The sequence below is a fragment of the Breoghania sp. genome (assembly GCF_963674635.1).
GTDB lineage: Bacteria > Pseudomonadota > Alphaproteobacteria > Rhizobiales > Stappiaceae > Breoghania.
Genome location: NZ_OY771475.1, coordinates 1332727 through 1345857 on the forward strand (window position 1 = coordinate 1332727; position 13131 = coordinate 1345857).

General features: G+C 60.6%; 13 protein-coding genes and 1 tRNA gene. 6 read left to right on the forward strand and 8 right to left on the reverse strand.

What is annotated here, in order from left to right; all coding sequences use genetic code 11:
• Positions 1–304: 304 nt before the first annotated feature.
• Positions 305–586: a metalloregulator ArsR/SmtB family transcription factor gene (locus ABGM93_RS06015; protein WP_321505767.1), complete on the forward strand. Its 282-nt coding sequence runs from the start codon at positions 305–307 to the stop codon at positions 584–586.
• 172 nt (positions 587–758) lie between these two features.
• On the opposite strand, the gene ABGM93_RS06020 is transcribed toward ABGM93_RS06015, so the two are convergent.
• Both ABGM93_RS06020 and ABGM93_RS06025 read right to left on the reverse strand, forming a co-directional pair.
• Positions 759–1592: a 3-keto-5-aminohexanoate cleavage protein gene (locus ABGM93_RS06020; RefSeq protein ID WP_321504313.1), complete on the reverse strand. Its 834-nt coding sequence runs from the start codon at positions 1590–1592 to the stop codon at positions 759–761.
• A gap of 131 nt (positions 1593–1723) precedes the next feature.
• On the reverse strand, positions 1724–2026 hold the full coding sequence (locus tag ABGM93_RS06025) for a hypothetical protein (RefSeq protein ID WP_321504315.1): 303 nt from the start codon (positions 2024–2026) through the stop codon (positions 1724–1726).
• A gap of 574 nt (positions 2027–2600) precedes the next feature.
• On the opposite strand from ABGM93_RS06025, the gene ABGM93_RS06030 reads away from it, so the two are divergent.
• The gene (locus ABGM93_RS06030) at positions 2601–3404 is read left to right on the forward strand and encodes a Stf0 family sulfotransferase (RefSeq protein WP_321504317.1); all 804 of its coding nucleotides are present in this window, start codon (positions 2601–2603) and stop codon (positions 3402–3404) included.
• Between the two features lie 250 nt (positions 3405–3654).
• On the opposite strand, the gene ABGM93_RS06035 is transcribed toward ABGM93_RS06030, so the two are convergent.
• From ABGM93_RS06035 to tpiA, 6 genes are all read right to left on the reverse strand, one after another.
• A tRNA-Lys gene (locus ABGM93_RS06035) sits at positions 3655–3730 on the reverse strand.
• A 155-nt stretch (positions 3731–3885) separates the two neighbouring features.
• Positions 3886–4761, reverse strand: a complete 876-nt coding sequence (locus tag ABGM93_RS06040) for a VOC family protein (RefSeq protein ID WP_321504319.1) — start codon at positions 4759–4761, stop codon at positions 3886–3888.
• Between the two features lie 74 nt (positions 4762–4835).
• A complete protein-coding gene (locus tag ABGM93_RS06045) occupies positions 4836–5255 on the reverse strand; it encodes a hypothetical protein (RefSeq protein WP_321504321.1) in 420 nt (139 codons plus the stop codon).
• 272 nt (positions 5256–5527) lie between these two features.
• Positions 5528–7156: a CTP synthase gene (locus ABGM93_RS06050; protein WP_321504323.1), complete on the reverse strand. Its 1629-nt coding sequence runs from the start codon at positions 7154–7156 to the stop codon at positions 5528–5530.
• 191 nt (positions 7157–7347) lie between these two features.
• Positions 7348–7758: a preprotein translocase subunit SecG gene (secG, locus tag ABGM93_RS06055; RefSeq protein ID WP_321504325.1), complete on the reverse strand. Its 411-nt coding sequence runs from the start codon at positions 7756–7758 to the stop codon at positions 7348–7350.
• A 125-nt stretch (positions 7759–7883) separates the two neighbouring features.
• Positions 7884–8654 (reverse strand): triose-phosphate isomerase, encoded by a 771-nt coding sequence (gene tpiA / locus ABGM93_RS06060; protein ID WP_321504327.1) that lies wholly within the window; start codon positions 8652–8654, stop codon positions 7884–7886.
• Between the two features lie 173 nt (positions 8655–8827).
• Here tpiA and ABGM93_RS06065 point away from each other — a divergent pair, with 173 nt between their 5' ends.
• The 4 genes from ABGM93_RS06065 to moaC are packed head-to-tail and all read left to right on the forward strand — an operon-like array spanning position 8828 to position 13127.
• On the forward strand, positions 8828–10720 hold the full coding sequence (locus ABGM93_RS06065; RefSeq protein ID WP_321504330.1) for a SurA N-terminal domain-containing protein: 1893 nt from the start codon (positions 8828–8830) through the stop codon (positions 10718–10720).
• Positions 10721–10762: 42 nt separating this feature from the next.
• The gene (gene trpD, locus ABGM93_RS06070) at positions 10763–11776 is read left to right on the forward strand and encodes an anthranilate phosphoribosyltransferase (RefSeq protein WP_321504332.1); all 1014 of its coding nucleotides are present in this window, start codon (positions 10763–10765) and stop codon (positions 11774–11776) included.
• A 30-nt stretch (positions 11777–11806) separates the two neighbouring features.
• A complete protein-coding gene (trpC, locus tag ABGM93_RS06075; protein ID WP_321504334.1) occupies positions 11807–12619 on the forward strand; it encodes an indole-3-glycerol phosphate synthase TrpC in 813 nt (270 codons plus the stop codon).
• A 4-nt stretch (positions 12620–12623) separates the two neighbouring features.
• Positions 12624–13127: a cyclic pyranopterin monophosphate synthase MoaC gene (gene moaC, locus ABGM93_RS06080; RefSeq protein WP_319773972.1), complete on the forward strand. Its 504-nt coding sequence runs from the start codon at positions 12624–12626 to the stop codon at positions 13125–13127.
• Positions 13128–13131: the final 4 nt, after the last annotated feature.

The window sequence follows — 13131 nt, forward strand, 5'->3', positions numbered from 1 at the left end:
ACGTTCATATTTTTATGAACTTTGTCAGGGGGCGTGGCGCAACCGGTCGACAATCTGTGATATTCGTTCTGATTAACCCACGCAGCAAAAACCGCGGCGAGCAGGAGTAGAAACATCCGAATTATGTCACTTTTCCGGATATTTTCTGCCTAAAAGCCCCCTAGTAGGGTCGATTTTCCTGAACATGCCGTCTAGATGGTGATACGCGGGCCGCAAACCGTGACTGCCCAAAGTGCGATGAGAGGAGATTACCGTGGCCGTTACAGATGCGGACGACACGACAATTTCGTTTGAAACCAGCGAAATGCAGGACAAGGCCGGTCAGGCCAGCGCCTATCTGAAGGCACTGGCGCACGAAAGCCGCCTGATGATCCTCTGCCTGCTTTGCGAGGGCGAGAAATCGGTCACGGAACTGGAGAGCCTGTTGTCGCTGCGCCAGCCGACCGTTTCCCAACAACTGGCAAGATTGCGGGCGGAGAACCTCGTTTCAACGCGGCGCGACGGAAAGACGGTCTATTACAGTCTCGGCGACAAGAACGTCCTCCGCATCCTCTCCACGCTCCATGACATGTTCTGCCGCACCTGATGGCGCGTCATCAACGCAGACAGCCGCAACGCGGGCAACCGCAACACGGGCAGCCGACCAGAGGAATGCGCTGACAGAGATGGATCGGTCCATCGCCCCGGACGATCCGGATCGCCGCGATACCAGAACCTCCTCTGTCCCAGCTTCTCCCACCGTCAGGTCCGAGCAGCTTTCAGGCAGCGCCGAGCACCGTGAGGGTTTGCTCGCGTGTCGCCTCCATGCGCCCGAGTTCGGTGGCGATACGCCGTGAACGCGCAACGGTCTCGGCATTATCCGGCGTGATGTCCCCCTGCGGCGTCCACATCGAGTTCTCGAATCCCACGCGCACGTGACCGCCCATCGTCATGGCCGCGCCGGCCGCTGCTGTTTCTCCGCGCCCGAAGGCACAGATCATCCAGCTCAGATCCGGACCGGTCTCTGCCTTGTCGAGCATTTCCAGAAAGGGACGCAGCATGTTTGGGTCGCTTTCCTGATTGGCGCTGTAGCGGCCCAGAACAAAAAGAACGCCCAGACGATCGCCCGGGATCACACCGCGGCGGCACAGATCGTAGAAACTGGCCATATCGTCAATGCCATAAAGGATGTGCTGCACGGCGATCTCTTCGCGGCGGCACCACGCGTAAAAATCCCCAGCCTCGCGTTCCGCGGCTGCGTCAGGGACCAGCTCCTTGACCGCGATGGAGACGGCTTCCGGCTTCACCCCCTTCACCACAGCAATTTGCTCATGTGGGCCATAGCGCCCCACGGCTTCCGTGGTGATCTGACAGACAAAATCTGACGGCGTCTGTTTCTTCACGGCCGCTATCACGGCGTTGTAGGCATCGATATCGAGCAGATGACGCTGTGCACCGTCACGCACATGGAGATGGGCCGCCTGAGCTCCCGCTTCAGCGCAAGCTGCCACGACATGCGCGGTCTCTTCAACAGTTACGGGAATTGCAGGGTGGTCTGCCTTGGTGCGTCGCGCCCCATTCGGCGCAACCATGATCGTGAGGGGCTCGGACACGGGGGCTTCTCGGTTCATTTGATTGGCCGAGCCGACATCTCACCGGCTCCGCCCGGCTCGAATGAGCCGGCAAGCCAACCTATCCGCCAGCGCCCCCGACGCGCAACCCGCGCGGCGGGATGGCGATGGCCCTATTCTGCCGCCTCGCGACCGCCCTGGATGACCTCGAACAGATGGGCATTCAAACGATTGGGTTCAGGTTGGGCTGTGTGAAGTCCCTGTCGCCACTGATCAATGATAAGCCGCAGGGCAAGCGTATCCCGGCTGTGCGGCAGCTGACTAAGAAATCCCGTAAAGTAGCCATCAAGCGCATCGCGATCTATGGCGTTTTGAATAACAAGCCCATTCACCAGTGCCATTGTCGCCGCAATATGCGCCTTGACGAATTCATAATGCACAAGTCCACCCTGGCTTTGACCGTCGGCCTCACTCATCAACACGCGCCCCCTTATTTTTCTTCCTCTGCGTCCGGATCCCTCGCAATGCAGGACCAGCAACCGAACACAGACAGATTTTGTTTGTTGGATCCCTCATCCGGTCAAATTGCGACATACATTCTGACCAATTTCAACTCGTAGACTTGCCAAGATCGAGAGCTATGGAGCGACTGCGCGGAACACCCAATCCGAAAAATATCAATACGGAAAAAGACGTTAGCCTCTCTTCCCTTAGGTCAAACAGACGTTCGCATTGCGAACTTATTCGACAATTCTTATCGTCTTTTCCCCGCACCGCGAATTACCACATCATTTACGCGCATTATTACATTCTATTAACTACAGGTTGTATCCCTTTTGAAACCGTAGCCGCGGCTCATTGCGCGCCCAATCCGCCCCCCTCCGAATGCGCCGGACAACCTTGAGCCTAAACAATCAAGAGAGGTGCAGGCTGTCTCCAAAGAGCGAATCCCGCCAACGTCTGATCCGTGAAGCGAACCGGCCAAGCCCCCGCCTGGATGGTTTGGATTTTACCCACTCGGACCGTTCGGCTATAGGGAACGGTAACCCTATGATCCAGGAGGCGATTTTGTTCAAAAAAACACTTAAAAAGAAGGACATGCACTCGACCCGGATCCGCAAGATCTTTCAAAATCGAGTGCATTATGACGGCCCTGCCATCATAGACGCCCCCCTTCTTCTTCTGGCCTTCACCAATCGATCGGGATCAAATCTTCTCGCAGATCGGCTTTGCTCGACCGGCCACTTTTCCGGGCTTCGCGAGCACCTCAACTACACGAATGTCGAGCGTGAAAAGACACAGTTCGGCAGCCAGACATTTCCCGATCACATCGCAAAGCTGCATGAGGCGCTGGCCATCGACGGCGCGACCCCTGGCTTCAAAGCCTCATGGGGACAACTCTCCATGCTGCTGCGCTGGAACATCCCGTCGATGTTCAAGACCATTCGCGTCGTGCATATCCGTCGGCACGATATTCTGGATCAAGCTGTTTCCTTTTCGATTGCCTACCAGACCCAGAAATGGAGCAGCAGGCAACGAGCGACAGGCACCGCGAAATACAACTACAAGAACATCGCCCAAATTCTGAATAACATCAATCTGGCGAACAGCTCGATTTCATCCATATGCTCCATCTTCTCCCTTCAAAGAATATCGGTCTTCTATGAAGACCTGGTTGCGCAGCCAGAGAAGGAAGTGAAGCGTATTTCGGCCAGCCTCGGCGTCGAGCTGACCGACTGGACACCCGCTGCTCCAAAAATTGAGAAGCAGGCCGACGACCTCAACCGAGAATTTCGTGAGAGATTTGCGGCGGAGTATCGAGCAGCCTTTCTTGCGGTCGACAGGGCGCGCTGACAGAGCCAAGGCTTGCAACACCCTTCCCGCGCCCGCACGGCTGCCTGCGAGCCCGCTCCATCGAGACCAGGCGCGGCATACCATATTCAATCAGGCGTGGGAGCACAGGAAACGCGATCAGGCGCCTTAACACGCCACGTCTGCGGACCGAGTGCAGATCGCACCGCCACGCCGCATCCTGCCCAATAACGGGGGGACCATTCGCGTTCTTCAATTTATTGGGAAATGGGGCCAAGTCGCGGGAGAGACTTGGTGAGCCCGCAGGGGTTCGAACCCTGGACCTACTGATTAAAAGTCAGTTGCTCTACCAGCTGAGCTACGGGCTCCAAGTGGCGGGAGATGTAATCTATTCGCGGGGTTAGCGCAACCGAGCAAGGCAACAAAATTGCGCGATTTCCAACAGCTTTGGCGCCACGAGAGAAGGCCCGCGCACACCCGCAGGCCGTTTTCCGTATCTTCCCGCATCAACAGGGTTCTCAGTCTATTTCGCCTGCTGGGCGATCATGGCCATGCCATGGAGGTCACCAGAGGAGATGATCACCTGGCAATCCTCTTGCCGGACGGCAATGCCCGACGAATGCGCGATACCGGCGAAGGCATGCGTGTCTCGGACATTGATCAGGGTCGCGATGAGGCGCGGACTGCTCAAAGCATCGAGCGGATAGATATCCCCATAGAGTGCCCTCACCCCCTCCGGGGTCATCACATGGAGGGTTCCGCGCGCCGTTTTGCATTCAAAGCCAAAGCTCGTGACCGTCAGGTCCCGAGCCCCGGCGAAGCCCTCTATGAACTTGTGAAGATCAGCTGGGCGCTCCGCCGCGAGAATGACGCCCGCCACCCCAACCGCGCTGTTGGAATGCTGCTGATAGATCACTTTCCAGAAATTCTCCGGATACCGGTTATGGCAGGTGAAGAAGGCGGCATCGGGCATATCGGGATGGGTGGTGAAGGTGAGGTCGAAGGCGACCTTCAATTCTTCCCCATCGGGCTGGCGGGCAATACGCTCGAACGAAAAGGGGGCGTAGGTGATGAGCCCGGCATCTTGGAAGGAAGCGCGATCGGCGGCAGGGCTTTCGCTGTCGAGCACCAGCATCGACATTCCCTCGCCCGCTGCGAGAAAATCCCGATTATACGCACCGAAGGAAAAGGCATCCACATCGGCGGCTTCCATCAGGCTTGGATCCACAACCTCCAGGATCTCCAGGAAAACGCCGTCCAACTGGACCAGGAAATTGCGTGTGCCCCAGGGATGGGTCGCGTAGGGGGTGAGTGTGAAGCCAAGGCGCGCATACGCTTCGCGGGCCGCCTCAAGATCCTGCACCGCGTGAACGATGTGATCCATGCCGCGTCTGCGCATTGTCGCCTCCCTATCGATTGACGGCTTACTGGCCGCCATCTGATTGCGGGCAGCGCAGGACAACGTCCCGTACGCTACTCGCCGTAACGGACGTCGCCGAGCCAACCGCCCTCACGCAGCACAGGCTTCAGCGTGCCCAAGACGACACCAACCCAGCCAAAACCGGTCTCTTCGGTCTCCTTGGCAAGCGCCTCATTGTAGAGAAGCGGCATCCAGGCAACCAGTTCGCCGCCGTTCAGCGTCGGCCCTTCAGGGCCTGCCGTGCGCGCAAGGACGATAAAACCACCCTCTGGGCTCGGAATGCGCAACACAACCGTCTGTGTGTTGTCCTCGTTGATCTTTGTCGGGCTTGTCTGGCCGAAGTGTTCGCGCGCATCGAGGACCAGCGCGGGAAGCGGCTTTTTCGGCTCCACCGTGCAATCGAGGCACTGACAGGAGTATTCGAAAGCCGAGACGCCATCGGTGAAGGTGAGATCGGTGGATTGGTCGCTCATCGACTTTCCTCTCGACTGGCCACGCGGCAGCCCTTGCAGCGGGCCCGGCCACGCGACCAAACACGGTTCGCTGGTGGCGCAGCCGCACCGCCATAATGGCGGGCACTGTTACAGGTCTCATGGTCGAGCATAAGCGCGAGGCTCGCGCCAAATCAATCAACCAGCGCCCATATCTGTCAACTGGCGCCCTTGGCAGTCGACGGGGCAAAACCCTGCCGGCCCATCGGGTCGGCAGGGGGAACGCACAATGTCCCCGAAGGGGACGGCAGATCTCAGACGAGGCGCCCTTGCTCCACAGCCGCAGCCACGAAGGAGGCAAAAAGCGGATGAGGCTCAAAAGGACGCGACTTGAGCTCCGGATGGTACTGTACGCCGATGAACCAGGGGTGCCCTTCAAGCTCCACGGTCTCCGGCAGGATGCCATCCGGCGAAGTGCCGGCGAACTTCAGCCCGCAGGTCTCAAGACGCGAGCGATAATCCATGTTGACCTCATAGCGGTGGCGATGGCGCTCTGAAATCTCCGTCGAGCCATAGATGTTCGCAATACGGCTGTCCGGCTCGAACTTTGCCGGATAGGCGCCGAGGCGCATCGTGCCGCCCATGTCGCCATCCGCCACGCGCTTTTCCAGAGCGTTGCCGCGCAGCCATTCGGTCATCAGGCCGACAACCGGTTCACGGGTGGGACCAAACTCCGTGGAGCTTGCGTCCGCGATGCCCGCCAGATTGCGCGCCGCTTCCACGACGGCCATCTGCATGCCGAAGCAGATGCCGAAATAGGGAACCTTGTGCTCGCGGGCGAAAGTGACGGCCGCGATCTTGCCTTCCGAGCCACGCTCACCGAAGCCGCCGGGCACGAGGATGCCATGGACGTCCTCAAGCCAGGGCGAAGGGTCCTCGCGTTCGAAAACCTCCGACTCGATCCACTCAAGGTTGACCTTGACGTTATTGGCGATACCGCCATGCATCAACGCCTCGATCAGCGACTTGTAAGCGTCTTTGAGCCCCGTGTACTTGCCGACGATGGCGATTTTCACCTCGCCTTCGGGATTGGCAATGGCATGGGAGATCTTCTTCCAGCGCGAAAGATCCGGCTGGGGAGCACCGGTGATGCCGAAGGCGGCCAGGACTTCGTCGTCCAGCCCCTGTTCATGGTAGGCCACCGGCACATCATAGATGGATGCCACATCCAGCGCCGGGATGACCGCGCTTTGCGGCACGTTGCAGAACAGCGACAACTTGCGCCGCTCCCCCTCCGGGATCGGACGGTCACAGCGGACCATCAGAATATCGGGCTGAATGCCGATGGAGCGAAGCTCCTTGACCGAATGCTGTGTCGGCTTGGTTTTCAACTCGCCCGCACTCGGGATGTAAGGCATCAAGGTGAGATGAATATAGATCGCGTCTCCGCGCGGCAATTCGTTGCCGAGCTGACGGATCGCCTCGAAGAACGGCAGTCCTTCGATATCGCCGACCGTTCCACCGATCTCGCACAGCACGAAGTCGAATTCCTCGTTGCCGTCGAGAACAAACGCCTTGATCGCGTCGGTGACGTGCGGAATCACCTGAACGGTGCCGCCCAGATAGTCGCCGCGCCGCTCCTTGGCGATGATATCGCGATAGATGCGTCCGGAGGTGACGTTGTCCTGCTGGTTCGCGGGGCGTCCCGTGAACCGTTCGTAATGCCCCAGATCGAGGTCCGTTTCCGCACCGTCGTCGGTCACGAAGCACTCGCCGTGCTGGGTGGGACTCATGGTCCCCGGATCTACGTTGAGATAAGGGTCCAGCTTGCGAAGCCGCACCTTGTATCCACGGGCCTGGAGGCTAGCACCGAGGGCCGCAGACGCAAGCCCTTTGCCGAGAGACGACACCACGCCGCCGGTGATGAATATGTACCGCGCCATGGACATAAACCATATGCCTTCGGGCGACGACTTGGCCACCCGTATTATTGCGATTCAAACAGGAAAAAACGCCGCCGGACCGCGACAGAAAGCCTTGGGCCGGAATAGGTCTTTTCGCTGTCTGGACGAACGAATACACCGCGGACGCCACGCATCCGCGGTGCAAACAAACTGAGGTTTCGAGCCCGTCCCTACTGGGACGCCGGAACCTGCGGACCACTGGGGGCTGCCGGAGCCGTTTCAGCCGGTGCGGCGTCGCCCTGCGGGGGGCTCGCCTCTTTCAGCGAATCGAGGAGTGACGGATTGCCACCCTCACCCGGAGCCGAGGACGTGTCAGCCGGGGCCGGTGTATTCAACTGATCGAGAATCGACGCCGGACGGTCCCCCTGACGGGCCAGAACCGTGAGGATGATCGAAGTGACGAAGAAGGCCGCAGCCAGAATGGCAGTGGCGCGGGTCAGCATGTTCGCCGTTCCGCGACTGCTCATGAATCCGCCACCGCCGCCGATACCCAGCGCACCGCCTTCCGAGCGCTGCAGAAGAACGACGAGCACGAGAGCGAGCACGACCATGAGGTGGATGACGATGATGACGGTTTGCATCTTGACTGGGATACCTGATTTCGCGTTGCGCGCCTTCTACACGATCACGCAGCAGCTTTCCACCCTCGGCGAACAGCGAGTTTCAAGCCGGGTGGAGACCTGTTGATCGCCGTGACCCGAAAGGCTCAGTTAGCCGGGGTCTCATAAGCCTTCAATATGCCGACAAAGTCGACCGCTTTAAGGCTTGCGCCTCCGACCAAGGCGCCGTTGACGTTCTCAACCGACATCAGCTCGCCTGCATTGGACGGCTTCACCGACCCCCCATAAAGAAGTCGCATCGCCTCACCTTCTGCCCCGAAGCGCGCGATGAGATCCTTGCGAAGCGCGGCATGCACTTGCGCCACATCTTCCGCAGTCGGCGTCAGCCCCGTGCCAATCGCCCAGATCGGCTCATAAGCGATCACGGTATTGGCAGCCGTAGCCCCCTCAGGCACGGAACCGGCGAGTTGGCCTGCGATCACATCCAGAGTGGCGCCAGACTTGCGCTCCGTCTCGCTTTCCCCGAGACAAATGATGGCCACCAGCCCGGCCCGCCACGCGGCCTCGGCCTTGGCGCGCACCATCTCATCGCTCTCGCCATGGTCGGCACGACGCTCCGAGTGCCCTACAATCACCGCGCTTGCACCAGCATCGGCCAGCATCTCCGCGGAGACATCGCCGGTATGCGCACCGGAAACCTTCGCATGGCAATCCTGCCCGCCGATCGTGACGGAGGTGCCCTTGCCGGTTTCCGCAGCCAGGCCAACGAGCGAAGCCGGCGGACAGATCATGATGTCCACGTTCGCCCCCAGGGCCGGATTAACCGCTTGTGCGATGGCCGTGATTTCACCCAGGGAGGCACGCAGGCCGTTCATTTTCCAATTTCCGGCCACCAGGGGTTTAATAGACGCACTCATTCCGACATGGTCCTCTTGCTCACGCGATCCAGAAACGCATTCGGGCTACTGGCTATCAGATATCGACGGCATTACAAATCCGCTTCGCTTGCCCGGCGCGGTGCGCGTCACTATTATCCCGGCCAAATCGCAGACTGAATGGCGGAAAACCGCCCAGACAATAGGATTTTTCCATGCTCACTGCCCTGCACAAGCGTGCCGGCGGCTTTGTCGCCAAGATCTTTATCGCGCTTCTCGTGCTGAGCTTCGGCATCTGGGGGATTGCCGACATCTTCCGTGGTTTCCGGCAGGACACGCTGGCGCAGGTCGGCGATGCGGAAGTTTCCACGCAACGCTTTATGACCGCCTATTCGCGCGAGGTGCAGAATTTCTCGCAGCGCATCGGCCAGCCGCTCTCGCGTGAGCAGGCCGCCAATCTGGGCCTTCCCGGTCAGGTGCTCGGACAGCTTGTCGCCGAAGCCGCCTTTGATCACGTGGCGCACAACCTGAAGGTCGGCATTTCCGGCGGCGAACTGGTGAAGCAGATCCAGGCCAATCCTGCCTTCCGCGGTCCCGATGGCCGCTTCGATCGCAACCGCCTGGCGCAGGTGCTCTATAACAACCAGCTCACCGAAGACATGTATGTGAGCCAGGCTCGCAAGCTGGCGGAACGTCGCCAGGTGGCGGAGGCCTTGTCCGGCGCCATCCGTCCGCCCGAGGCGCTCTTGCAGGCCGCACATCGCTTCCGTTTCGAGCAGCGCACCGTGAACTACGTCGAGTTGACCGCGGAATCGGTGCCGCCTGTTGCCGCGCCGAGCGATGCGGAGCTTGTAGCCTTCTTCACCGACCACAAGGCCGACTACCGGGCACCGGAATATCGCAAACTGGCGCTGCTTCCGGTCATTCCCGCCGATATCGCCAAGCCGGACGATGTCTCTGACGACGTCGCGCGTACCCAATACGACGCGAATCCCAACCGCTTCGGCACAACCGAGCGCCGCCAGATCTGGCAATTGACCTATACGGATGCCGCCAAGGCTGCTGAAGATGAAAAGAAGATCAAGGACGGGACCTCGTTTGAAGATCTGGTCGCAGAAAAGGGGCTGAGCCTCAGCGACGTCAACCTTGGCCTGCTGACCAAGGATGCGGTTCTTGATCCGGCCATTGCCGAGGCCGCCTTCTCTGCAGAAGCTGACAGTGTGAGCGACGTGATCAACACCGCCTTCGGCCAGCGCATCATCAAGGTGGGCGAGATCAAGCCTGCGGCCAACAAGTCTTTCGATGAGGTGAAGGACATCCTCAAGAAGGAAATCGCGCAGGACGACGCAGAGCACGAAGTGCTTTCGCTTCATGACGAGATCGAGGATGCGCGCGCCGGCGGCGCGACGCTTAGCGAGATCTCGCAGCGCTTCAGCCTGCCGCTTAATACCATTGACGCGATTGCCCGTGACGGCACCGGGCCGGACGGCAAAGCGGTCACCCTGCCCGATTCCGACAACCTCCTGAGCGAAGCCTTCCAGACCGAGCCCGGCGACGAAGCCCCGCCGGTTCAGGTCGGCCGTCGCGGCTATCTGTGGTTCGACGTGACCGACATCACTCCGGCGCGCGATCGCACGCTGGACGAAGTGCGCGAGAAGGTCGTCGCCGACTGGACCGCCGATCAGACGCAGAAGAAGCTCGTGGCGCAGGCCGACGAGATGGCCGCCAAGCTGAAGGAAGGCGCCGATTTCGCCAGCCTCGCAACGGCATCCGAGATGGAACTCAAGGCGTCTGAGCCCTTCTCGCGCGATCGCAATGACAACACGCTGTCCGCTCAGGCGGTGACGGAGGCCTTCTCCGGCCCGACCGGCTATGTTGCGACTGCCGATGGTGCGAATGGCGGGCGGATCGTGTTGCAGGTCGCAAACATCACCATGCCGGCCTTCTTCGCCGAATCCGATGAAATGGCCCAGCTGGACGATGAGCTTTCCCAGATGCTCCAGACCTCGCTGATTTCACAATTCGTCACCGGTGTGCAGAACGCCCTCGGCGTCAAGGTGAACCAGGCGGCGCTCACGAGCGCCATCGGCAACAGAAACGACCAATGACCAAGGCAACGAACGTCTCGTTGCGCGCCTACCGGGGGACCTATGTCTGAGTTGAAATCCCTGATCGCCAAGGCTGCCGATGGTACGCCGTTGACCCGTGAAGAATCGACCGCCGCCTTCGATATCCTAATGAGCGGCAACGCCACGCCGTCTCAGATTGGCGGACTGTTGATGGCGCTCAGGGTGCGCGGCGAAACGGTGGACGAGATCACAGGAGCCGTTTCTTCGATGCGGTCCCGCATGGTGCGGGTTTCCGCACCGGACGGCGCGGTCGATGTGGTGGGCACGGGGGGTGATTCCTCAGGCAGCTACAACATCTCCACCTGTACCGCCTTTGTGGTCGCCGGTGCGGGCGTCCCGGTCGCCAAGCACGGCAACCGGTCCATGTCTTCCAAGTCGGGTGCGGCCGACGCGCTGATGGCGCTTGGTGTGAACATCGAGATCGCGCCGGAGCAGATCAGCCGGTGCATCGAAACGGCGGGCTTGGGATTCATGTTCGCACCGGCCCATCACGGCGCGATGAAGCATGTGGGGCCGGCGCGGTCGGAACTGGGAACCCGCACGATCTTCAACCTGCTCGGGCCGCTCTCCAATCCGGCAGGCGTCACCCGGCAGATGGTCGGCGTCTTTGCCGAACAGTGGGTGGAGCCGCTGGCCCATGTGCTCAACAATCTGGGCTGCGAACATGCCTGGGTGGTTCATGGCTCCGATGGACTGGACGAGATCACCGTTTGCGGGCCAACGAGCGTTGCCGAACTGAAGAACGGCAAGGTGACGTCCTTCCAGATCGCTCCCGGTGATGTCGGCATCGACACCGCGAGCGCGGATGCGCTCAAGGGCGGCGAGCCTGCAGAAAACGCAGCCGCATTGCGCGGTGTGCTTGAAGGCGATGCCAACGCTTACCGCGATGCGGTTCTGCTCAACGCCGCCGCAACGCTGATCGTCGCCGGAAAGGTGAAAGATCTGGCAGAAGGCGTTGCCATGGCGCGTCAATCCATCGAAAGCGGTGCAGCCAAGGCGCGGCTGGACAAGCTCGTGGCGATATCCAATTCCTGATCGCTGCAAGGCGATGATCCGGGGACCCGAATGACTGATATCCTCCAGAAGATCGAAGCCTATAAGCGCGAGGAGATCGCGGCTGCGAAAAAGGCGGTTTTGCCCGAAGCGATGCGCGAAGCCGCCCTTGCCGCCGAGCCCGCGCGCGACTTCGCCGGCGCGCTTCGCACCGCGGTGGATTCGGGCCGCTATGGCCTTATTGCGGAAATCAAGAAGGCGAGCCCTTCCAAGGGGCTGATCCGGCCGGATTTCGATCCTCCCGCCCTTGCGCGCGCCTACGAGGAAGGCGGGGCGACCTGCCTTTCCGTGCTCACCGATGCCCCCTCCTTTCAGGGTCATCCGGACTTCCTGAAGGCCGCCAAGGCGGCCTGTTCGTTGCCCGCCCTTCGCAAGGATTTCCTTTACGAGCCCTATCAGGTTCATGAGGCACGTGCGTGGGGGGCGGATTGCATCCTGATCATCCTGGCCGCGGTCACGGATGACGAAGCGGCAGCGTTGGAAGACGCCGCCTTCGCCTTGAACATGTCCGTGCTGCTTGAAGTCCACAATGCGGAAGAGCTTGAACGCGCGTTGAAGCTTCGTTCCCCCCTTCTCGGCATCAACAACCGCAATCTGAAGACCTTCGAGACGACGCTGGCGACGTCCGAGCGTCTGGCGCCGATGGTTCCCGCAGACCGGCAGATCGTTGGAGAATCGGCGATCTTCACACCCGAGGACTGCGCCCGGCTCGCCGCCGTTGGTATCCGGACCTTCCTCGTCGGCGAGAGCCTGATGCGCCAGGACGACGTTGCGGCGGCAACCCGCGCTCTTCTCGCCCGGCCCGAAACGAAAGCTGCGGAATAACAAGATGTCCGAAGGCGACCGCCTCACCCATATCGACGCAAGCGGCGCGGCCAACATGGTCGATGTGGCCGACAAGGCCGACACCACGCGCACCGCGATTGCAATCGGTTCGGTGACCATGAAGCCAGAAACGCTGGAAATGATCATGTCCGGCAACGCCAAGAAGGGCGATGTGCTGGCTACCGCGCGCATCGCCGGCATCATGGCGGCCAAGCGTACGCACGAGATGATCCCGCTTTGCCATCCGCTGGCCTTGACCAAGGTCACCGTCGACATAGAGCCCGACGAAAGCCTTCCAGGCCTGCGGGTTCAGGCGCTCGCCAAGGTCACCGGCAAGACGGGCGTCGAAATGGAAGCCCTGACGGCTGCTTCGGTCACTTGCCTGACGATCTATGACATGGCGAAAGCCGTCGATCGCTTCATGGTGCTGTCCGGCATTCAGGTGGTGGAAAAGAGCGGTGGCAAGTCGGGCGACTGGAAGGCCCCAGGCTGGACCGATCGGTCCTGAGCGG